The 21455-nt window shown below is 64.1% G+C and carries 22 protein-coding genes and 1 pseudogene; 6 read left to right on the top strand and 17 right to left on the bottom strand.

What is annotated here, in order from left to right:
* Positions 1–192: 192 nt before the first annotated feature.
* From FJ425_RS29330 to FJ425_RS29300, 7 genes and pseudogenes are all read right to left on the bottom strand, one after another.
* On the bottom strand, positions 193–972 hold the full coding sequence (locus FJ425_RS29330; protein ID WP_140634833.1) for a succinate dehydrogenase iron-sulfur subunit: 780 nt from the start codon (positions 970–972) through the stop codon (positions 193–195).
* Positions 972–1049 (bottom strand): annotated as a pseudogene (locus FJ425_RS29325) (DUF3052 domain-containing protein); the annotation flags it as partial. The gene FJ425_RS29330 and the pseudogene FJ425_RS29325, both read right to left, overlap by 1 nt.
* 29 nt (positions 1050–1078) lie before the next feature.
* A complete protein-coding gene (locus FJ425_RS29320) occupies positions 1079–1807 on the bottom strand; it encodes a suppressor of fused domain protein (RefSeq protein ID WP_181176101.1) in 729 nt (242 codons plus the stop codon).
* 43 nt (positions 1808–1850) lie between these two features.
* Complete coding sequence (sdhA, locus tag FJ425_RS29315; protein ID WP_140727677.1) at positions 1851–3686, bottom strand: succinate dehydrogenase flavoprotein subunit; 1836 nt, start codon at positions 3684–3686, stop codon at positions 1851–1853.
* Between the two features lie 4 nt (positions 3687–3690).
* On the bottom strand, positions 3691–4086 hold the full coding sequence (gene sdhD, locus FJ425_RS29310; RefSeq protein ID WP_140545484.1) for a succinate dehydrogenase, hydrophobic membrane anchor protein: 396 nt from the start codon (positions 4084–4086) through the stop codon (positions 3691–3693).
* Complete coding sequence (gene sdhC, locus FJ425_RS29305; RefSeq protein ID WP_140727676.1) at positions 4086–4508, bottom strand: succinate dehydrogenase, cytochrome b556 subunit; 423 nt, start codon at positions 4506–4508, stop codon at positions 4086–4088. The genes sdhD and sdhC overlap by 1 nt, the downstream gene beginning before the upstream one ends.
* A 292-nt stretch (positions 4509–4800) precedes the next feature.
* Positions 4801–5352 carry a hypothetical protein gene (locus FJ425_RS29300; protein WP_246678061.1) on the bottom strand — a complete coding sequence of 184 codons (552 nt, stop codon included), beginning with the start codon at positions 5350–5352 and terminating at the stop codon, positions 4801–4803.
* 343 nt (positions 5353–5695) lie between these two features.
* Between FJ425_RS29300 and FJ425_RS29295 the strand changes: the two genes are divergently transcribed.
* Entirely contained in the window at positions 5696–6037 is a 342-nt protein-coding gene (locus FJ425_RS29295; protein ID WP_140727674.1) for a hypothetical protein, read from the top strand.
* Here the strand turns inward: FJ425_RS29295 and FJ425_RS29290 are convergent.
* Both FJ425_RS29290 and FJ425_RS29285 read right to left on the bottom strand, forming a co-directional pair.
* On the bottom strand, positions 6021–7223 hold the full coding sequence (locus FJ425_RS29290; RefSeq protein ID WP_140727672.1) for a GGDEF domain-containing protein: 1203 nt from the start codon (positions 7221–7223) through the stop codon (positions 6021–6023). The two genes, FJ425_RS29295 and FJ425_RS29290, sit on opposite strands and share 17 nt — an antisense overlap.
* 385 nt (positions 7224–7608) lie before the next feature.
* A complete protein-coding gene (locus tag FJ425_RS29285; protein WP_140727671.1) occupies positions 7609–8805 on the bottom strand; it encodes a GGDEF domain-containing protein in 1197 nt (398 codons plus the stop codon).
* 161 nt (positions 8806–8966) lie between these two features.
* Between FJ425_RS29285 and FJ425_RS29280 the strand changes: the two genes are divergently transcribed.
* Positions 8967–9272, top strand: a complete 306-nt coding sequence (locus FJ425_RS29280; protein WP_140545492.1) for a hypothetical protein — start codon at positions 8967–8969, stop codon at positions 9270–9272.
* A gap of 66 nt (positions 9273–9338) precedes the next feature.
* On the opposite strand, the gene leuC is transcribed toward FJ425_RS29280, so the two are convergent.
* The 6 genes from leuC to rplS form a co-directional block, all read right to left on the bottom strand.
* A complete protein-coding gene (gene leuC / locus FJ425_RS29275; RefSeq protein ID WP_140727670.1) occupies positions 9339–10748 on the bottom strand; it encodes a 3-isopropylmalate dehydratase large subunit in 1410 nt (469 codons plus the stop codon).
* Positions 10749–10821: 73 nt separating this feature from the next.
* Positions 10822–10974, bottom strand: coding sequence for a hypothetical protein (locus tag FJ425_RS29270; protein ID WP_181174941.1), 153 nt, complete (start codon positions 10972–10974; stop codon positions 10822–10824).
* A 168-nt stretch (positions 10975–11142) separates the two neighbouring features.
* Positions 11143–11793: a class I SAM-dependent methyltransferase gene (locus FJ425_RS29265; RefSeq protein ID WP_140634846.1), complete on the bottom strand. Its 651-nt coding sequence runs from the start codon at positions 11791–11793 to the stop codon at positions 11143–11145.
* A gap of 58 nt (positions 11794–11851) precedes the next feature.
* Positions 11852–12664 (bottom strand): amino acid ABC transporter permease, encoded by an 813-nt coding sequence (locus FJ425_RS29260; RefSeq protein WP_140727669.1) that lies wholly within the window; start codon positions 12662–12664, stop codon positions 11852–11854.
* Between the two features lie 342 nt (positions 12665–13006).
* Complete coding sequence (locus FJ425_RS29255; RefSeq protein WP_140727668.1) at positions 13007–13804, bottom strand: transporter substrate-binding domain-containing protein; 798 nt, start codon at positions 13802–13804, stop codon at positions 13007–13009.
* 635 nt (positions 13805–14439) lie between these two features.
* Positions 14440–14961 (bottom strand): 50S ribosomal protein L19, encoded by a 522-nt coding sequence (rplS, locus tag FJ425_RS29245; protein WP_095769549.1) that lies wholly within the window; start codon positions 14959–14961, stop codon positions 14440–14442.
* 356 nt (positions 14962–15317) lie between these two features.
* On the opposite strand from rplS, the gene FJ425_RS29240 reads away from it, so the two are divergent.
* On the top strand, positions 15318–16070 hold the full coding sequence (locus FJ425_RS29240) for a sulfite exporter TauE/SafE family protein (protein ID WP_140727667.1): 753 nt from the start codon (positions 15318–15320) through the stop codon (positions 16068–16070).
* Here FJ425_RS29240 and trmD read toward each other — a convergent pair.
* On the bottom strand, positions 16052–16753 hold the full coding sequence (trmD, locus tag FJ425_RS29235) for a tRNA (guanosine(37)-N1)-methyltransferase TrmD (protein ID WP_140727666.1): 702 nt from the start codon (positions 16751–16753) through the stop codon (positions 16052–16054). The genes FJ425_RS29240 and trmD overlap by 19 nt on opposite strands.
* Positions 16750–17349: a ribosome maturation factor RimM gene (gene rimM / locus FJ425_RS29230; RefSeq protein ID WP_140634853.1), complete on the bottom strand. Its 600-nt coding sequence runs from the start codon at positions 17347–17349 to the stop codon at positions 16750–16752. The genes trmD and rimM overlap by 4 nt, the downstream gene beginning before the upstream one ends.
* A gap of 99 nt (positions 17350–17448) precedes the next feature.
* On the opposite strand from rimM, the gene FJ425_RS29225 reads away from it, so the two are divergent.
* The 3 genes from FJ425_RS29225 to rhuM all read left to right on the top strand — a co-directional run bounded on the left by FJ425_RS29225 (position 17449) and on the right by rhuM (position 21432).
* Complete coding sequence (locus FJ425_RS29225) at positions 17449–18387, top strand: tyrosine recombinase XerC (RefSeq protein ID WP_140634855.1); 939 nt, start codon at positions 17449–17451, stop codon at positions 18385–18387.
* 342 nt (positions 18388–18729) lie between these two features.
* Positions 18730–19794, top strand: a complete 1065-nt coding sequence (locus tag FJ425_RS29220; protein WP_140727665.1) for a TraB/GumN family protein — start codon at positions 18730–18732, stop codon at positions 19792–19794.
* A gap of 606 nt (positions 19795–20400) precedes the next feature.
* Positions 20401–21432 carry a RhuM family protein gene (gene rhuM / locus FJ425_RS29210; protein ID WP_140634859.1) on the top strand — a complete coding sequence of 344 codons (1032 nt, stop codon included), beginning with the start codon at positions 20401–20403 and terminating at the stop codon, positions 21430–21432.
* The last annotated feature ends 23 nt before the right edge of the window (positions 21433–21455 follow it).

Here is a 21455-nt window from a genome sequence, read left to right as displayed (position 1 = left end):
ATACCCTGCGCCGCCACGGAATCCGAGCAGCCACAACCGAGTCAATCCGTCGCAGAAAGATGTGTATATGCCCTAGCAGGTGTCGGGGGAGATGCCCGGTTTACCCTCCGAAGCGGCAGCGTAGCTGCTGCGGAGGACGGGCAGGACAGAGGGGGCGCGAAGGATCGCTACCTGCGAGTAAGGCCGCGAGAACTAAACGCGCCGCTCCACCATCATCTTCTTGATCTCGGCGATCGCCTTGGCGGGATTGAGCCCCTTCGGGCAGGCCTGCGCGCAGTTCATGATGGTGTGGCAGCGATAGAGCCGGAACGGGTCTTCGAGATTGTCGAGCCGTTCGCCCGTCGCCTCGTCGCGGCTGTCGATCAGCCAGCGGTACGCCTGCAGCAGCGTGGCCGGGCCGAGATAACGGTCGCCGTTCCACCAATAGCTCGGGCAGGAGGTCGAGCAGCACGCGCACAGGATGCATTCGTAGAGCCCGTCGAGCTTCTCGCGGTCCTCGTGGCTCTGCAGCCATTCCTTGGCGGGCGTCGGCGAGACCGTCTTCAGCCACGGCTCGATCGAGGCGTGCTGGGCATAGAAATTGGTGAGGTCGGGCACTAGGTCCTTGATCACCGGCATATGCGGCAGCGGATAGATCTTCACCGCGCCCGAAATGTCCTCGACGCCCTTGGTGCAGGCCAGCGTGTTGGAGCCGTCGATGTTCATGGCGCAGGAGCCGCAAATGCCTTCGCGGCAGGAACGGCGCAGCGTCAGCGTCGGGTCGATCTTGTTCTTGATCCACAACAGCGCGTCGAGAACCATCGGCCCGCAATCGTCCATGTCGACGAAATAGGTGTCCATGCGCGGGTTCGCGTCATCGTCCGGCGACCAGCGGTAGATGCGGTATTCGCGCAGGTTGGTCGCGCCTTCCGGCTTAGGCCAGGTCTTGCCTTGCTGGACCTTCGAGTTCCTGGGAAGCGTGAGTTCGACCATTACCTGCGGTCCTTTCGGATGACGAGCTTCAGCCCGGACCAGATTTCGTTCACGGCGGCGACCTTGACGTCGACTAGGTTGTTCATAAAGATCAGCGAAATCGTCATCAGAAGAGCCCTAGGTAGCGCTTCTTCTTGACGATACTTGGTCTGCCTGCATCCAACACATCGGAAACACCTGCGCTGTCGAGTGCAATAATCAGAGCCTTAACACCCTTATTCAGCTTCAGCGTCATCTCATCTGCGTGAAGCGGGACGACCGCGAAGAAATTAATCTTAGTGCCGTCGACCGCATGGAGGACATCTCTCCCTTCGGGCCAACTCGGTGGACGGAGAAGAATTACGCCGGACATTTTGGTGTTGTCGGCGTAAGGCTCCGGCGGACTGCCTTGTGACGCAACAGTATGCGAACTCCATATCCAGCTTCCATAGTCGTGAGGCATTCGGGCGAGCGACTTCATCAAGCGGATGGGCCAGTATTTATTCGGATCAGCGAGTTGATTTTCGGAGATCATTCCGTTTTCCCCAGCAGCAAACCACGTCGCCGGCAGCGTAAAAACCAGTTCGGCTCGTTCGAAATCCTGGCGGGGGTGGAGATTGTCTGGGGCATTCATCGGGAGGTCGCTCATCCCGCTCGTTACAAGAGTCCAGTTATCTTTAATATCGTTTGGTGGAAACACGAGTAGATCAAGATGTACTTTATCAGAGATGATTTCGTGGAAAACGCCTGCTTGTTCGCCCAGGAATTCTCCAAGAAATTCTTGGATTTCTTCCAGGTAGACGGCGACATCTGTCGGGCCTCGAAACTCCGTTCTCGCACCAGTGTAGTCGTACACTGAAGTTCCGTCGGGTAATTTCGACCGCTTTATCATTGCCGCGTCAATACACCCTGGCCTTCGGCGCGATCTTGGCCACGCTGATGCCGCCGTCCTTCTCCGCCAGCAGCGGCTCGGTATGCACCGGCCGGTAGGTCAGCGTCACCTTGCCGTCCTCGCTCAGATGGGCCAGCGTATGCTTGCGCCAATTGGCGTCGTCGCGCGCCGAGAAATCCTCGCGCGCATGCGCGCCGCGGCTCTCCTTGCGCGCCTCGGCGCCGTAAACCGTGGTGATGGCGTTGGCCATCAGGTTTTCCAGCTCCAGCGTCTCGACGAGGTCGGAATTCCAGATCATCGAGCGATCGGTGACCTTGATGTCCTTGAGCTCGCCCCAGAGTTCCGAAATGCGCCTGCAGCCGTTCTCCAGCGATTCCTGCGTGCGGAATACGGCGGCGTCTTCCTGCATGGCGCGCTGCATCTTCTCGCGCAGCACGGCCGTCGGCGTCGAGCCGTTGGCGTGGCGCAGCCTGTCGAAGCGCTCCATGATCTTCTCGACCGAGGCCGCGTTGGGCGACGGGATCGCCGACTTGCGGTCGATCACATGGCCGGCGCGGATCGCCGCAGCGCGGCCGAACACGACGAGGTCGATCAGCGAGTTGGAGCCGAGCCGGTTGGCGCCGTGCACCGAGGCGCAGCCGGCCTCGCCCACCGCCATCAGGCCGGGCGACACCTTGTCCGGATTTTCGGCCGTCGGATTGAGCACCTCGCCCCAGTAGTTGGTCGGCACGCCGCCCATATTGTAGTGCACCGTCGGCAGCACCGGGATCGGCTCCTTGGTGAGGTCGACGCCGGCGAAGATCTTGGCCGACTCGGAAATACCCGGCAGCCGCTCGTGCAGCACGGCCGGGTCAAGATGGTCGAGATGCAGGAAGATGTGGTCCTTGTTCTTGCCGACGCCGCGGCCCTCGCGGATCTCCAGCGTCATGCAGCGCGAGACGACGTCGCGCGAGGCGAGGTCCTTGGCCGACGGCGCGTAGCGCTCCATGAAGCGCTCGCCCTCGGAATTGACGAGATAGCCGCCTTCGCCGCGCGCGCCCTCGGTGATCAGGCAGCCGGCGCCGTAGATGCCGGTCGGGTGGAACTGCACGAACTCCATGTCCTGCAGCGGCAGCCCGGCTCTGGCCGCCATGCCGCCGCCGTCGCCGGTGCAGGTATGCGCCGAGGTGGCGGAGAAATAGGTCCGGCCATAGCCGCCGGTCGCCAGCACCACCATCTTGGCCGAGAAGCGATGAATGGTGCCGTCGTCGAGGTTCCAGGCCACGACGCCGGTGCAGGTGCCGTCCGGCTCCATGATCAGGTCGAGCGCGAAATATTCGATGAAGAACTGCGCGTTGTTCTTAAGCGACTGGCCGTAGAGCGTGTGCAGGATGGCGTGGCCGGTGCGGTCGGCGGCCGCACAGGTGCGCTGCACCGGCGGACCGTCGCCATAGTTCATCATATGCCCGCCGAACGGCCGCTGGTAGATCTTGCCTTCCTCGGTGCGTGAGAACGGCACGCCATAATGCTCGAGCTCGTAGACGGCGGCCGGCGCCTCGCGCACCATGTATTCCATGGCGTCGACATCGCCCAGCCAGTCCGAGCCCTTGACGGTGTCGTACATGTGCCACTGCCAGGAGTCCGGCCCCATGTTCGACAGCGAGGCGGCGATGCCGCCCTGCGCGGCGACGGTGTGAGAGCGCGTCGGGAAAACCTTGGTGATGCAGGCGGTGCGCAGCCCCTGCTCGGCCATGCCGAGCGTAGCGCGCAGGCCGGCGCCGCCGGCGCCGACGATGACGACGTCGAATTTGTGGTCGACAAAGGTATAGGCGGAAGCCGCGTTGGCGGTGTTTGCATTGGCCAAGACGTCAGCCTCCGAATGCGAGTTTGAGCAGGGCGAACAGCGAAGCGACGCCGACTGCCACCGCGAAGAAGGTGTTGAGAGCGATCAGCGCCAGCCTCATGCCTTCGCCATGCACGTAATCCTCTATGATGGCCTGCATGCCGAGCCGCATGTGGTAGAGGCCGGAGATCAGCACCAGCGTCAGCACCAGCGCCACGAAGGGATTGGCGAGCGCCGCCCGCACTTCCGTGTAGCCGTGGCCGTTGACCGCGATCAGGAAGCCGACGAAGAACAGGATGAGCGGGATGTTGGCGATCGCCGTCAGCCGCTGGCGCCAGAAATGCTGCGTGCCCTCGCGCGCCGAGCCCAGGCCCCGCACTCTCGCCAACGGCGTGCGCATGTCCGAATTGTTCGCGCTCATCACAAAGCCCCCCGCGCCATGTAGCCGGCGATCCAGATCAGCAGCGTCAGCACGATCGAGCCGGCGAGTGTCGCCCAGGCGATCCTGGACGCGGTGTGTTTTTCCAGTCCCGCGCCGGTGTCCCAGACGAGGTGGCGCAGCCCGCCCAGCATATGGTGCATCAGTGCCCAGGTGTAGCCGAACAGAACCAGCCGGCCGAGCCAGGAGCCGAAGGCCCAGTTGACCCAGTCGAATGCGGCCTGCGAGCTCGAAGCGGCAATCAGCCAGGCTGCCACCAGCAGCGTCCCGAAATAGAGCGCGCCGCCGGTGAAGCGATGGATGATCGACATCGTCATCGTGATCGGCGGCCGGTAGATCGTCAGATGCGGCGAGAGCGGCCGTTCACGTCTGGCAACTGCGCGGGTGGCTGGTGATTTGCTCATGGCTCCCCCAGTTCGGCATCCTGAATGCCGCGATGGGAATGCGGCGTTTGCCGCCCCCATTTATGGCATCGGACAGCCGGTTTCTAATGCTCTTTTTGCACCGCGTCAAAGCCGGAAAATCGTTTTGGAAACATCATTTAGTCTGACAAATTGAGGGCCGCGCGCTTCAATCGATTAGCGGCTGTTTCGAAGCCGGCGCAGCGTTCGCTGCAGCGCAGCAATCAGATGACCGACGCGGCGGCCGGCCGCGGCGGGATCCGGGCGGGCGGCCTCACCCGAATATCGTCGCACCTCAGCGCCTGCAAGTCTGCGGGGTGGATCCCCTCTTCATCACCAGCGCCTCGTGTCCGTCGATCACGATTGCGTCATGGGTCGCTGCTTCCTGGTAGCGGCTGCTCTGGTTGGCGGGCGAGGCCGCGAACTCTTCGGCCGTGCCATCGGGCCGCATGACACGCAATGCGTTGCCCAGATTCTGGATGGTGATCATGCCGCCATTGCCGCATCTGTAGGTGGCCGTGCCGACGCCGGAACGCGGCACGGTAAGGTCGGTGATGATCCTGGTTGCGGGCGCAAGCGTTGCAGGCGCCTTCGCCGTCGCAGGTACCGGCGCCGTTGTGGCTGCCGGGGCCGTTGCAGGTATGGCGGGCGTTGCGGCTGCCGGCGCCGCCACAGCTGCGGCGGATTGCGGGGGAGGAGCAGGCGAGGCGGCGGGCGCCGCGGCATTCGCCACCTTCGGCGCGCCGTCCTGCGGCACGCAGGCCGCTGCCGCCAGAAGCAGCGGGATGGCGATCGACACTCGAACCGTGCGGCCAAAGCTCATGCGCTGCCCTTTCGTGCGCGGCACGCTACAGCAATTCCAGGAAAAGTGTGAACGGTTGGGTTCGGCGCCTTCGCCATGGTCTTCCGTCCGGAATTGCGTCGAAACAAAGAGATAGGCGGTTGCCCTTTCCGTGAGACGGTGGACCGCTGTAGCCATGCGGCGCCGCAAGATCAAGTTGACCCTGGGTCAGCCGGCTATCCAGAACCGCGCCCGTCGCCTGCGAAGCCCGACCCTCGAAAATTAACCATGTTCTTTAAGAACCGGCGCGGAAAGCCTCCCCGCCTCTTAACAAAGGTTAAGAAAGAGTTAATTTCCGATTCGAACCGGATTCCAGGCGCGCGATCTGCGCCGACCAAGGGAGAGCGACATGCGTTCGAATTCAGTGCGGATAGGCCTCGCGGCCGCAACGCTGGCGGCGCTGGCGATCGCCGCGCCGGCCGAGGCCGGCTTGCGCCATCACGACCGCGTCTATGCCGATTCCTTCGGCAACCTCGTCATCGACAGCGCCGCCGGCTACAAGCGCATCGTCATCGGCGAAGGCAAGCTCGCGAAAAAACTTTCCGAATACACCGGCACCGGCCAGCCGGATGTCGCCTATGACGATGCGGACGAGCCCGGCTGCTACCAGCCGCCGGTGCTGGTCAAGGGCCGTTCCTATATGTACGGGCTTTCCGACGGCGAGATGCCCAATCTCAACCCTTGCCGTTGAAGATAGCCGGCGTGTGGCGCCGCGCCGACACGCCTGACACGCGCACGCAGTCGCGGCCGGCATTCTTGGCGTGGTAGAGCGCGGCGTCGGCGCGCCGCAAAAGATCGGCAAAACCTTCGTCGTCGGCAAGCTCGGCCACGCCGAAGCTTGCGCTGCAGCGATGGTCGGCAGGTAGCCCGTCGATCGGCAGGGCGCCGAACGCGTTGCGGGCGCCTTCGGCAAACAGCCGCGCCGCGGCGAGATTGGTGCCCGGCAGGATGATGGCGAATTCCTCGCCGCCGATACGGCCGGCGACATGGTGTTCGGCGGCGGCTTCGCGCAGGAATCCGGCGAAGGTCTCGATCACACGGTCGCCGCAGGCATGACCGTAGCTGTCGTTGATGCTCTTGAAGTAATCGAGATCGGCGATCACCAGCGCCACGGGCACGCCGCGCCGAACGGCGTCCCGCATGGCAAGGTGGGCATGGCGTTCGAAGCCGCCGCGGTTGAACAGACGCGACAAAGCGTCGGTTTCCGATTTCGCAGTCGCGTCGTTGAGCGCGTCGCGCACCAGCACGGCCAAGGCAAGCAGCGCCAGCGCCAGCCCGAACACGGTGCCGAGCGACTGCGACACCAGCGCGTAGCTGGTTTGCACATAGGCCTGCGGGTTGGCGCCCCAGCCGCCCAGCGCGCCGGCGATGAGCGGCTTGGAGGCAAACTGCGCGGCGCTGGCGCCGAGCACCAGCGCCAGCACATGGTCGAGCCGCGCGAGCCTTTGCCGGGAGGACAGCACGATGCCGAGCGCAACGAACTGCATGGCGGCGTAAGGAAGCTGGTAGGCCATCATGCGCATCAGCGAGTGGCGCGGCAGGTCCTGCACCAGATAGACGGCGACCGAGGTGACGACGAGGAAGCACAGCATCGTCGTCCAGGGCGGCCGCACGCCATATTTGTGGGCCAGTCCGCCATTGAAGGCGATGGTTGCGCCGAGGAACACGGCAAAGGCGGCAACCACCGGCAGCCGCGCGTCCGCGAAGGCGGGGATGCTGAATTCGATGGCGAAATAGGCCATACCGAGCAGATAGCTGAAGGCAAGCCAACGCGCCGATACGCGTCCGCTGTCATGGACAGCAATCGCCATGAACGCCGCCGCCAGCAGCCCGGCGACGAGCAGGTTGATCATCAGGATGAAGTCGGCGCTGCCCATATTTGCTCCTTGACCGGAAGCAAATCATCGACCGGCGAAAATCACGTTAACGCCAGGCATGGCGGAAGGGCCACGGACCGTTGCGATTGGCTCAAAGGCCCCATCCGGTCGTCAGGGCATTTGGAACGCCGCTTAGAGGTCAATGGCAATCGCCTGGTTCCGCGATTGGCCGAGCCATCCCTCCGATCGTCATCCACGGGCGAAGCAAGGAGCGAAGCGACGCGCGCAGACCCGAGGATCCATTCCGTTACTTTCGAGAGCCGCTCACGGTGCAGAATTCTGCTCCGCTGCATTCTTCGGCGAAGGTCACACAGGATCCTCGGGTCTGCGCTCCGCTTCGCGTCGCTCCGCCCGTGGATGACGAAGGCGCGGGTGTCAACTTGTGTCACCCGGCTGCGAGCCGCTCGGCAACGAAGGCGGTCTCGGGCCGCTCGTAAGAGAGGCGCACGCTGTCGCGGCCGTTCTTCTTGGCCTTGTAGAGCGCCTCGTCGGCGCGCCGCATCAACGGCATCAGCCCTTCCCTGCCGGTGCGGGCGGCAACGCCGAAGCTTGCGGTGACCCTCGTGTCGGGCGGCAGGCCGTCGACCGCGCCAGCCGAATAGAAGGAACGGATCGCTTCGGCGAAGAGCCTTGCCGACGCCAGGTCGCTCAGCGGCAAAAGCACGGCGAACTCTTCGCCGCCGATGCGGCCGGCGGCCCCGCGCGCGCCGGTGGCGGAACGCAGCTTGGCGGCGAAGTCGGCAATCACCCGGTCGCCTGCCTCATGGCCGTGCCGGTCGTTCAGCGCCTTGAAGTGATCGAGATCGGCAAGCACCAGCGCGACGGGAAATCCGGCCTTGCCGCACTGGTCGAGCAACAGGCTCGCCCGCTCCTCGAAGCCGCGGCGATTGAGGATGCCCGAGAGCGGATCGGTATGGGTCTCGTCCTTCAGCGCCCTCATCACATCGAGCGCCGCCGCCGTGAACAGGCAAAGCGCGATCAGCAGCGACAACAGCGCGTGCGAAAGCAGCGCGGTCGTCCAGTAGGACGATCCGTAGAAGCCGTCATAGCTGGGGAACGGCCCGTGCGCGATGACGACGACCAGTGTGCGGGCGATGAAGTTCAGCCCCGAAAGCAGTGACAGTGCCAACAGGATTTTCTCGGTTGGGCCGTTGTTGCGCACCGTTCTCAGTTCCGCGCCGACCAGCAGGCTGAGTGCGCCGAAGCCGAAATTCATCGCAAGCACGCGCCAGGTGAGATCCGGCTGGACGAACATGAACCAGATGAAGGCGGCGAGCCCGCTGCCGGTCACCATGCCGATGCCGACATAGGGCACGCGCCGCCCGTAGCGCGCGATGATCGCGCTGGAGAGGCAGCAGGCCGCGATCGTGAAGCAGACGTTGGAAACGAGCTTGGTCAGCGCCACGCCGACCGGAAGCGTGAAATATTGCAGCAGGAAGCCCGGTGCCGACAGGCAGTAGCTCGCGCCGAGCGCGGCCAGATACGGGCGATGGCGCTGATAGCACCACAGCACGAGGAACGCAGCGCCGAGCGCCAGCGCTATCGTCGGATTGAGCAGCGCTATGAGCAGACCGGTGTCCAAAGGACTGCGACTTTCCCCAACTTACCCAGGGGGAGATACTAGGACGCAAGCCCAAACAAGCGGTTAAGCCTCGATGGATACGTCGCATGCCGCGCGGAACCGGCCTGCCGGAGCGGCGTTGTCCGGCCAGGACAGGAGATGCCAGACGGGAGACGATAGAGATGGCCGGCACGATCACTTTGACGAACCACGATGAAATTCGCTCCTGGGCGGCGGCGCGCGCCGGCTTCCCAGCCATCGTCGACGTCTCGCCCGAGGCCGGAACGCAGCCCATGCTGCGGCTGGTGTTCGGGCAACAGGCCTATGAAGACACCGACCGACCGGAGCGTCCGATCAACACCGGCGGCTACGAGCTCGTGGAGTGGGACGAGTGGTTCAGGATCTTCGACGAGCGGCAGCTGGCCTTGGTCGTCGCCGCCGACGAGCCCGGCCGGCGCGAGGAATTTCACGAGATCATCCGCAGGTAGATAGCCGAAAAGTGAAAGGCCGGGACGTCCTGTCCGGGCCTTTGTTGAGAGACGCAGCCGGGGCGCCTATTTCCAGTCGCGGATATCGACGAAATGACCGGCGATCGCGGCGGCAGCCGCCATGGCCGGCGACACCAGGTGGGTGCGGCCCTTGAAGCCCTGCCGGCCCTCGAAATTACGGTTCGAGGTCGAGGCGCAGCGCTCATGCGGCTTCAGCCGGTCGTCGTTCATGGCCAGGCACATCGAGCAGCCCGGTTCGCGCCAGTCGAAGCCGGCGGCGACGAAGATCTTGTCGAGGCCTTCGGCTTCCGCCTGTTCCTTGACCAGGCCGGAGCCGGGCACGATCATGGCGTTGACGCGCGGGTTGACCTTCTTGCCCTCGACCACTTTGGCTGCGGCGCGCAAGTCCTCGATGCGGCCATTGGTGCAGGAGCCGATGAAGACGCGGTCGAGTTCGATGTCGGTGATCTTGGTTCCGGGCGTCAGCCCCATATAGTCGAGCGCGCGGATCTTCGAGGTGCGCTTGTTCTCGTCCGCGATCGCTTGCGGATCGGGGACGATACCTTGCACCGAGACGACGTCCTCGGGCGAAGAACCCCAGGAGACGATCGGCGGCAGCTTCTGCGCGTCGAGCACCACGACCTTGTCGAAATGCGCGCCCTCGTCGGACTGCAGCGTCTTCCAATAGGCGAGCGCCGCATCCCAGTCAGCGCCCTTCGGGGCGCGCGGCTTGTCCTTGACATAGGCAAAGGTCGTCTCGTCCGGCGCGATCAGGCCGGCGCGGGCGCCGCCCTCGATCGACATGTTGCAGATCGTCATGCGGCCTTCCATCGACAGCGAGCGGATCGCCTCGCCGGCATATTCGATGACGTAACCGGTGCCGCCGGCGGTGCCGATCTCGCCGATGATGGCGAGGATGATGTCCTTGGCGGTGACGCCTTCCGGCAACTGGCCGTCGACGCGCACCAGCATGTTCTTGGCTTTGCGCTGGATCAGCGTTTGGGTGGCGAGCACATGCTCGACCTCGGACGTGCCGATGCCATGCGCAAGCGCGCCGAACGCGCCATGCGTGGAGGTATGGCTGTCGCCGCAGACGATGGTCATGCCCGGCAGCGTGAAGCCCTGCTCGGGCCCGATGATGTGGACGATGCCCTGGCGGATATCGTTTTCGGAATAATAGTCGATGCCGAAATCCTTGGCGTTCCTGGCCAGCGCCTCGACCTGGATGCGGCTTTCCTCGTTCTTGATGCCGAACTTGCGCTCGGGCGAGGTCGGCACGTTATGGTCGACCACGGCCAGCGTCTTTTCCGGATGCCGGACTTTTCTGCCGCTCATGCGCAGGCCTTCGAAGGCCTGCGGGCTGGTGACCTCGTGCACGAGGTGGCGGTCGATATAGAGCAGGCAGGTGCCGTCGTCCTGGCGGTCGACCGTGTGGTCGTCGAAGATCTTGTCGTAGAGGGTGCGCGGTGCGCTCATGTGCGTAAATCCGTCGATATGAGAATGGGAAAAGGACGCCGGCAATCCGGCGCGACGACTGCGATCGGTCGGTTCAGCGAAGTCGGCTGGTGAGCGCGCCACAGACGCGCGCGGAGAAACGCGACGGCAGGCGCTTTCTGTCCTGCAGCACGAAACCCTTATAGGCCGGATCGCTGAAAAGCTTTTCCATGGCGCGGTAGATAGCAATGTTTTGGCTTTTCGGCAATCAGCGCGACTTCCCCTTCTCCTCTTGTGGGAGAAGGTGGATCGGCGCGCAGCGCCGAGACGGATGAGGGGTGTTCCAGCGAAGTGAGGCGTCGGCATTCCCTGGAACACCCTCATCCGGCCGCTTCGCGGCCACCTTCTCCCACAAGGGGAGAAGGCAAGCTGGCGCTCAAACCACCTCGAACACAAACGTCTTCACCAGCGCCGCCGGGTCGCCGATGGCATAGCAGCGGAACCACGGACTTTCCTCGACCAGCCGCCATTTGCCCGCCTGCCTCAGCTCGTCGAACACCGCCTGAAAACCGCCGCTCTCGAAAACCTGGTCGCGCACGGTGAAGATGGCGTGGCCGCCGCTCTTGGTGATGCGCACCAGTTCATGCAGTCCCGAAGCCGGCGCATGGCCGATGGTGAAGACGCCGGTCGAGAAGAAGGCGCGGAAATGCCGGTCGGGCCAGGGCAGCTGGCCGCCGAGCATCGCTTTCTTCAGCTCGCTATAGGCCGGCCTGCCACTGGCATGGCGGCTGCCGGCGATCTTCAGCATGTCGTCGGAGAGGTCGAGCCCGGCGATGTCGCCATAGCCCAGAGCCTTCAGCGACGGCCCCGACAGGCCCGTGCCGCAGCCGGCGTCGAGCAGCGGACCTTCGCTCGTCGGCACGTGCCGCGCCACCCAGGCGGTGATGAGGAAAGGCAGAAGATAGCCGAGCGAGGCGGTCTCGCTGTCATAGGTCGCGGCCCATTCGGCATAGGCCTTTGCGAGCCCTTCCGGCGAGTCGGCCGAATAGACGGAATCCAGCGCCGCATTGGCCTTGTCGAAATTCATGGGGCAGTTCCTCCGCGATGGTGAGCTGAAGGATCGTAGCGCGCCCCGAGGCAGCCGGCTATTCCTGATACTGGCGACGCAGCCGCTGTTCCAGCCCCCGCAGCGCCAGCGACAGGCCGACGGTTAGGATCAGGTAGATATAGGCGACGATCGAATAGGTCTCGAAGAAGCGGAAGGAGCCCGCGGCATAGACCTTGCCCATCTGGGTGATGTCGGCGACGCCGAGCACCGAGACCAGCGAGGAATCCTTGACCATGGCGACGAAGTCGTTGCCGAGCGGCGGCAGGATGGTGCGGATCGCCTGCGGGAAGACGATGAGCCGGAAACGCTGGACTCGGCTGAGCCCGAGCGCCTTGGCCGCCTCGATCTGGCCCTTCTCGACCGATTGGATGCCGGCGCGGAACACTTCCGAGATGAAGGCCGAGTAGCCGATGGTCAAAGCCATGATGGCGCGCCAGAGCAGCGAGACGTCGCGCACCAGCAACTCGCCCATCAGGCCGGCGCCCTGCAGCGGCGCGGTCAGCGCATTCCAGGCGGCGACGAAGGCCGGCGCGCCGGCAAAGGCGATCCAGAACAGCAGCACCAGGATCGGCACGCCGCGGATGATCTCGACATAGAAACGCGCGATCTGGCGCAGCCACTGCGATCCCGACAGCGCCATCAGCGCAATGCCGAGCCCGAAGGCGGAGGCTAAAGCGAAAGCGACCGCGGTGACGAAGATGGTGATGCCGATGCCTTTGGCGACTGTGGCGAAGACTTGCGCATAGAGGTCGCTGGAAGCGATGGCGACAGCGGCGGCCAAGGCAAGGATGGCCGCCGCGGCCAACCACCAGGGGAATTCGGGTTTGGATGTGGACGCGAGCGCTGCCATCAGGCGGTGCCGATGGAGCGGACGTCCCGAGAAGATAGCGCCCAGCCCCCCCTCTCTGGCCTGCCGGCCATCTCCCCCTCAAGGGGGGAGATCGAACTTCGCGTGAGCTTTCGCCAATCACCAACGTTGAATGAGGAGCACCGTCGGCGAAGCTGCCGATCTCCCCCCTTGAGGGGGGTGAGAAGTGGTCCGCGTAGCGGACGAAAAGCCAATTGCTTGGCTTTTCGAACGACGAACGCCCGGAGCGACAGCGTAGGGCCGGATCCGGCAGGGCAGAGAGGGGGGCCTGGGCGCAATGTCAGCGCGATTTCCTGCAAACTCATTGCGCGCAACAAGACGAGTTCACTGCCCCATCTTGTAGTCGAGGAACCACTTCTTGTTGAGCTTGTCGATCGTGCCGTCGGCCTTGAGCGAAGCGATGGCGGCATTGACTGGCTTCACCAGGTCCGAGCCCTTCGGGAAGATGAACCCAAAATCCTCGGTACCGAGCGGTCCGCCGATAAGCTTGAGCTTGCCTTCGGAGGCATCGACATAGCCCTGGCCGGCGGTGCCGTCGGTGAGCACCACGTCGACGTCGCCGGATTTCAGCGCCTGCACGGTCGCGCCGAACGTCTCGAACAGCTTTATCCGCGGGTTCTGCTCGTTGCCGTCGAGCACGCTGTAGACGGCGGTGTAGAAGGGCGTGGTGCCCGGCTGGGCGCCGATCAGCCCGTCCTTGAAGGCGCCGAAGCTCTTGGCGTCGGTGAAGCGGTTCTCGTCGCCGCGCACCAGCATGAACTGCTCCGAGCGCATATAGGGGTCGGAGAAGTCGACCTTCTCCTTGCGGTCGTCCTTGATGGTGATGCCGGTCATGCCGATGTTGTACTGGTTGTCGGAAACCGCCTGGATCATCGCGTCCCAGGAGGTGTTCTGGTACTCGACCTTGAAATTCAGCCGCTTGGCGATCTCGTCCATCGCGTCATATTCCCAGCCGATCTGCTTGCCGGTCTTCTTGTCGATGAACTGCAGCGGCGGATAGGCGTTTTCCGTCACCACCACGACCTTTTTGCCGCCGAGATCGGGCAGGTTATCGGCGAGCGCCGCGACAGGCGCGAGAAGGCACGCCATCATGGCGGCCAGCAGCAGTTTCGACTTGGTCATGACAAACTCCCCGAATGTGATTTGGCCGCGCGATGTTCGCGCGCCAAGAGAAAACCGCGCCGACTTTAGCTTGCCGCAAGCGCCTTGCAAGCCGGCCCGCGCTGCCGGGGCTCGCCAATGTGAATTCCGATGCTTTTCAGCGATGATTGCGGGGACGGCGATTGCGGCGATCAGTCCTGATCGGCCGTGGCTTCGCGCAACCCGGCGACCAGTCGTGTCAGCGGGCCGTGCAGTGCTTTCAGCTCGGCGCGTTCCAGCGGCATGCTGCAGGCAACCCCTTCCTGCACGTTGGCGGGAGTGAAGGAAGGGAACGCTGACCTATTACCTTCGTCATTCCAGGGCGGAGCAAGGAGCGAAGCGACGCGCGTAGACCTTGGAATCCATTCCGTGAGATAAGAGCGATACTGCGGTGCAGACCTATCCTCTCAGGAGAGTTCGACGGAGTTCCATTCTCTACCGCCGCATCGCTCGCGAAGGTAACGGCAAGATTCCAGGGTCTGCGCTCCGCTTCGCGTCGCTCCGCCCCAGAATGACGAAACCGCGAAGGCTTCGATCAAATTCCGAACGCTTGCGATATCTGCACAACGAAAAAAGGCGGCCGAAGCCGCCTTTCCAGAACCTGTCTTGCAAAAACCTTATTCGGCCGAAGCGGCCTCGGCGGCGGCCTTCTTCTCGGCGGCTTCCTTGGCGGCCGTCTCGGCGGCCAGCGCCTGGGCGGCGGCGACCTTCTCGGCCTCGATGCGGGCGCGCTCGGCGTTCAGCGCATCGCGCTCTTCATCGTTCAGCTTGCGGGCGCGCACGCCGGTGTTTTCCGAAATGCGGGCCGACTTGCCGCGACGGTCGCGCAGGTAATAGAGCTTGGCGCGGCGAACCTTGCCGCGGCGCACGATCTCGACGCCTTCGACCATCGGCGAATAGACCGGGAAAACGCGCTCCACGCCTTCGCCGTAGGAAATCTTGCGTACCGTGAAATTCTCCTGGAAGCCAGAGCCGGCGCGGGCGATGACGACACCCTCATAGGCCTGGACGCGGGTGCGGGTGCCTTCGGTGACGCGCACCTGGACGCGCACGGTGTCGCCCGGCTGGAATTCGGGCAGCTTGCGCTTGGCTTCGATCTTGGCGGCCTGTTCGGCCTCGAGCTGACGGATGAGATCCATCTCAAATATCCACTTCTTGTTCTTCCGACAGTCAGAGCGTCCTGCGCTCGCCTTGCAGTTCCAATGACCGCTCGGCTATGCTCTTTGTCCCCAAATTTGTATCGGGACACCGGGCAGGGACGGCTACACCGCACTTGTTGACGGGTCCGAAAGATTGTTCTTCCGGTTCGGGCGGGCACATACAGCCATTTTGCCGCTTTGTCACGCCCTAATGCATGTCGCCCGGAAGTGCGCGCGGTTCCGGGACCACGACATGCATCAAAACAAGGGCGTTGCGGCATATTTTGCGCCCATGGCCCACATTTACTGCGGCCGTGCCGGGTTGCGCGCGGCTTGCAAGCTTCCTAAGCGGGGAAATGACTTTCTTCGATGCCGCCTTGCTCTTTCTTTCGGGTTTTGTCTCCGGCGCGGTCAATGCCGTCGCCGGCGGCGGCACCTTCGTCACCTTCGGCGCCATGAGCTTGGTCGGCCTGCCGCCGATTGTCGCCAATGCCACCTCCTCGGTGACGCAGTTTCCCGGCTATATCACCTCGACGCTCGCCTATCTCGACGACATCAGGCATTTCTGGCGCCAGGCGCTGCTGCTCTGCGTCATCTCCGCCCTCGGCGCGCTGGCCGGCTCGCTGATCCTGCTTGCGCTCTCCAACCCGTCCTTCCGCGCGCTGGTGCCCTGGCTGCTGATCGCCGCCACCGCGCTCTTCGCCGCCGGGCCGTGGCTGAAACCGGCGCCCAAAGGTGGGGCCGAAGCCAAGGTCGGCTCATTCGCCGGATCGCTCGCCCAGTTCGCGACCTCCGTCTATGGCGGCTTCTTCGGCGCCGGCATGGGCGTCATGATGCTGGCGACGCTCGGCCTGACGCAGGCCGGCGACTACCACCGGCTCAACGCGCTGAAGAACATGCTGGCCGTGGTCATCGCAGCCATCGCCATCCTGGTCTTCGTTTCGGGCGGTGTCGTCGCCTGGCCGCAGGCGATCGTCATGATCCCTGGCGGCGCGCTCGGCGGCTATGCAGGCGTCTGGATCGCCAAGCGCGTGCCGCAGGGCGTCGTGCGCGGCTTCGTCGTCGCCGTCGGCCTGTTTCTGGCCTTCTATTATTTCACCAAGGGCTGAGCAGCCCTCAGCAGATCCGGCCGCCGCTCCCGCGTCAGCTTCTCGGCCTCCGCGCGACGCCATTCGGCAATCTTCTTGTGGTTGCCGGAAATCAGCACGTCCGGAATCGGCCTGCCTTCGAACTCCTGCGGACGCGTGTAGTGCGGATGCTCGAGCAGCCCGTTCTCGAAACTTTCTTCCTCGCCGGACACCGCATTGCCCATGACGCCCGGCAGCAGCCGCACCACGGCATCGAGCAGCACAAGTGCTGCCGGCTCGCCGCCCGACAGGATGAAATCGCCGATCGAGACCTCCTCCAGCCCCCGCGCCTCGATCAGCCGCTGGTCGACGCCTTCGAAGCGGCCGCACAGGATGACCGCCCCCGGGCCGGCGGCCAGCGCGCGCACGCGGGCCTGCGTCAGCGGTTTGCCGCGCGGGCTCATCAGCAGCCTTGGACGCTTATCGCCGGGCGGCGAGGCGTGGTCTATGGCCTTGGCCAGCACGTCGGCGCGCATCACCATGCCGGCGCCGCCGCCGGCCGGCGTGTCGTCGACGGTGCGGTGCTTGTCGGTGGCGAAATCGCGGATCTGGATCGCTTCGAGCGACCAAGTTCCGGCCTCCAGCGCGCGGCCGGCCAGCGACAGGCCGAGCGCGCCCGGAAACATCTCCGGATAGAGCGTCAGCACCGAGGCGGCAAAGCTCACCGGTTGCCCCCGGCATCCTTCGGTCCGCGCGGCCGACCCTTCGGGTCAAAGCCGGCATCCCTGGGCGCTTCGTCGCCTTCTTCGTCTTCGACCAGCCCCGCCGCCTGAGGGTTGACCTCAACGAATCCGTCGGCGATCGAGACATGCGGCACCGCGGCCTGCGTGAACGGAATCAGCACGCCCTTGCGACCGGCAAGCGTGACGTCGAGTATGTCGCCGCCACCGAAATTATGCACCGCGACGACCTTGCCGATGACGCCCGTATCATCCCTGACATCGAGGCCGATGAGATCGGCGTGATAGAACTCGTCCTCCTCGCCCTCGTCGGGCAGCACCGAGCGGTCGACGAAAAGCTCGGTGCCGGCCAGCGCCTCGGCGGCATTGCGGTCGCCGACGCCTTTGAAACGCACGACCACCACAGTCCCGGCCGGCCTGATATCGGTGATCTGGAAGGCGCGGCCGTCCTTGGCATAAAGCGGGCCGTAATCGGCCAGCGCCAGCGGGTCTCCGGTGAAGGTTTTCACCCGCAATTCGCCCTTGATGCCGTGCGCGGCACCGATGACGGCCATCTGTACGGGGTTTTCGAGCTTCGACATCGGCGGCGCTTCCTTTGCTCCTGCTCTAACGCCGTCAAGCCGCCATTTCAATGACGGCCTCTTCACCGCTTCCTAACCCGCATGCCCGAAACTGCCGCCATGCAGGAATTCCTCATCCCGTCAAAACCCGACCTTCAGGCGGCCCGCGAGACCTGGCTGAAGACGCTGGCGCATGAGCGCCGCTTGTCGCCGGAAACGGTCGAGGCCTATGAGCGCGACACCCGCCAATTCCTGCATTTCTTGACCGGCCATTGCGGCGGCGCGCCGGGTATCTCCGACATTGCCGACCTGCGGCCGGCCGATTTGCGCGGCTTCCTCGCCGCGCGGCGCAACACCGGCGCTGGCGCCCGCACGCTGGGGCGCGGCCTTGCCGGCATCCGCTCGCTGCTGCGCTTTCTCGAAAAACGCGGTCTGGTCAACGCGGCGGGCGCCGCAGCCCTGCGCGCGCCGCGCCAGCCGAAATCGCTGCCCAAGCCGCTGACGGCAAGCGACGCCAGACAGGTCGTGGCGATGGAGGGCCAACTGGCGGAAGAGCCGTGGATCGCCGCGCGTAACGCCGCCGTGCTGACGCTGCTCTACGGCTCCGGCCTGCGCATCTCCGAGGCGCTGGGCCTGACCGGCGCCGACCTGGCGACGGAAGCCGACAGCGTGCTGCGCGTCACCGGCAAGGGCGGCAAGACGCGGCTGGTGCCTGTGCTGCCGGTAGCCCGCAAGGCGGTTGCCGAATACCGCCGGCTCTGCCCTTTCCATATTGGTTCCGACGGCCCGCTGTTCCGTGGCGCCCGTGGCGGCTTGCTCAACCCGGCCATCGTCCAGCGCGAAATGGCGAAGCTGCGCTCGGCGCTCAACCTGCCCGACACCGCGACGCCGCACGCCCTGCGGCATTCCTTCGCCACCCACCTGCTCGGCCGCGGCGGCGACCTGCGCACCATCCAGGAACTGCTCGGCCACGCCAGCCTTTCGACCACCCAGATCTACACCGGCGTCGACACCGCAAGGCTGCTCGACATCTACGAGAAGGCGCATCCAAGGGCGTGAAGCCGCTGGGGTGGCGCGAAGCCCCGCGGCTTCGTCATTCCAGGGCGAAGCAAGGAGCGTAGCGACGCACGCAGACCCTGGTATCCTGCCGTGACCTCGTCCGAGGGGTGCAACGGTGTAGAATTCTGGACCGCAGCGGCGCTTTGAAGACACGGAATGGATCCTCGGGTCTGCGCTGCGTCGCTTCGCTCCTTGCTCCGCCCGTGGATGACGAAGCGATAGACGTTTCGGTCAACGCATTCCTTCCGAAAACCCGAGCGAACATCAAAGCTCACCGGACCGGAAACAATTTCATCCTCCCGGTTAACCGTTTTGCCGCTTTTCGGCGCTAAGACGCTTCCCATGAAACGCGTCATCGCCATCGCCGACCGCGCGGCCCTGGTCTCGTTGAAGCTGCTTGCAGCGCTCAACCTGCTGTTTTTCCTGTCTTTCCTCGCCGTTCTGCTGCTCGCCAGCCGGGCCCATGCCGCAGCGCCCAATTGCGCCGGCGCCGATCTTTTGACCGCGCTGGAGAAGAACGATCCCGCCGCCTTCAAGAAGGTCGAGACCGAGGCCGCGGCCGTTCCCGACGGCAAGGGCCTGCTGTGGAAGCTGGACAAGCCCGGCGAAAAACCGTCCTATCTGTTCGGCACCATGCACATGACGGATACGCGCGTCACGACGCTGCCGGCCGCGGCGCAGAAAGCCTATGACGGCGCGGGCACAATCGTCATCGAAACCACCGATGCGATGGACAAGGCCAAGATGATGGCCGCGATGGCCAGCGAACCCGGCCTGATGATGTTCACCGACAACACCACGCTGTCGTCGCTCTTGTCGCCCGACGATGCGGCGGCGCTGGACAAGGGGCTCGACGCGCGCGGCATCCCGCCGGCGACGGTCGCCAAGATGAAGCCGTGGATCCTGTCGGCGATGATGGCGTTGCCGGCCTGCGAGGTGGCGCGCCAGAGCGCCGGCGAACCCGTGCTGGACGTCAAGCTTGCCTCGGACGCCAAGGCTTCGGGCAAGGACGTCGAAGGGCTCGAAACCGCCGTCGATCAGTTGCGCGCGATGGCCTCGCTGCCGATCGAATTCCACATGAAGAGCTTGGTCGAGACGATGAAGCTCGGCGACAAGGTGAACGACGTCAACGAGACGATGATCGTGCTCTACCAGCGTGGCGAGGTCGGCATGTTCTGGCCGCTGTTCCGCGCCGTGCTGCCGGAGACGGCGGACGACAAGGCCGGCTATGCCGCCTTCGAGCAGACCATGATCACCAGCCGCAATAAGGTGATGGCGGCGCATGCCGGGCCGATATTGGCCAAGGGCAACGTCTTCATGGCCGTCGGCGCCATGCATCTGCCCGGTTCGGAAGGACTGGTCGAGGATTTTCGCAAGGCAGGGTATACTGTTACCGCCGTCAACTGAGTCGTCTGGCGGCTGGCGGACCTGAAAACGCCGGTTTTTCAGCGCTTTCCGTCCGTCCGCGTGAAACCCGATGCGGGCTCAGCGCGTTGATGGCTGTTATTTTGATGACTTTCATCCAAGGAGGACACGTTTCATGGCGAACCCTAACGACCCGTTCACCCCTTCGAGCACGCCTCCCACCTCGAGTGGCGGTGGCGGCGGCAGCGGCTGGCTGATCGCCCTTGTTGTCATTATCCTGGCCGTGGTTGCGTATTATGTCTTTGGCAGAAGCGGCGGCGAGCATGCGCCCGCCCCGGCTGAGCCGCCGGCCGCCAGCACGCCGGCTCCGGCCCCTGCAACGCCTGCTCCGGCGCCTGAGCCAACTCCGGCGCCTGCCCCGGCTCCCGCGCCAGCTCCGGCACCTGCGCCCGCGCCCGCGCCCACCCCTGCGCCAGCCCCGGCACCTGCGCCGGCTCAGTAACCTGGCAACAGCTTGAAGATGAACGGCCCGCCGAGAGGCGGGCCGTTTTGGTTGGGGCAGGCAAATCGCGGAGAATGGTGGCATGACCGGGTGTTCGGTAGCGGAAGTTGCTATAATGTTCTCGTGCAACCGAGTCGGGCATCCTTATGACTGATGATGAAAATGAACCGGTTCATCTGGTAGAAGACGAAGAGACTGGCGATCGGTTTCTCGTCTACAGCACCGAAAAAGGCATTCAGCTCGATATCCGCTTCGAAGGTGACACCCTGTGGATGACGCAGGCGCAGATTGCCGACCTATTTGGGCGGGATCGCACCACGATCACGCGACATATCAACAATGTAATTGAGGAGGGGGAACTCGACGAAGCGACTTCTGTGCAAAAAGTGCACATAAGTCTGGGCAGGCCGGTCGCTGTCTACAACCTGGATATGGTGATCTCGGTTGGCTATCGGGTGTCATCGACCCAGGCCACTCTTTTCCGTCGCTGGGCCACGGGCATCCTGGTCCAGTTCGCCAAGAAGGGATTCATTGTCGATTCTCCACGTCTAAAGCGTCCCGAGAGTGCAGATCGGGTCGCTGAGCTACGTGAGATAATCCGTGACATTCGTTCCGACGAGGCGAACATCTACCGCGAGCTGCGCAGCATTTGCGCCATGTGCCAGGACTACGACGGCACCACCGAAGCGGCGCGCGAGTTCTATCAACGGACGCAAGCCAAGCTGGTCTACGCGGTCACATCGCAGACGCCCGCGGAAATAATCGCCGCCAGGGCAAACTACCAATTTGAAAACATGGGCTTACGGTCGTGGCCAAACGACAACATTAGAAAGACTGATGTCGCCGTTTCGAAGAACTATCTCGCTGAAGGCGAGATCAAAGAGCTAAACCGGCTCACGACCATCTTGCTCGACATATTCGAAGACCAGCTCGACATGGGCAGGCTTGTCGTGATGCAGGATGCGCAGGCCCTTCTCGACCAACAGTTGCGTCAGCTTGGGCGAACAGTCCTGCGATCCGGCGGCTCCGTGAAAACCTCTGACGCAAAGCGTATCGCTGAAGCGCAGTACGAGAAATTCGATCGGCAGCGGAAGCTTGAACGCCATCAGGAAGCTGACGAACGCATCGCCTCCTTGGCCAAGGAGGCGAAGAAACTGCCGAAGTCGCCACGCCGATAGCAGACAAAGATAGAAGAAGCCTA

Origin of the sequence: Mesorhizobium sp. B2-7-2 (genome assembly GCF_006440775.1) — a bacterium.
Classification (GTDB): Bacteria; Pseudomonadota; Alphaproteobacteria; order Rhizobiales; family Rhizobiaceae; genus Mesorhizobium.
This window is presented reverse-complemented; position numbering and strand designations above follow the sequence as displayed.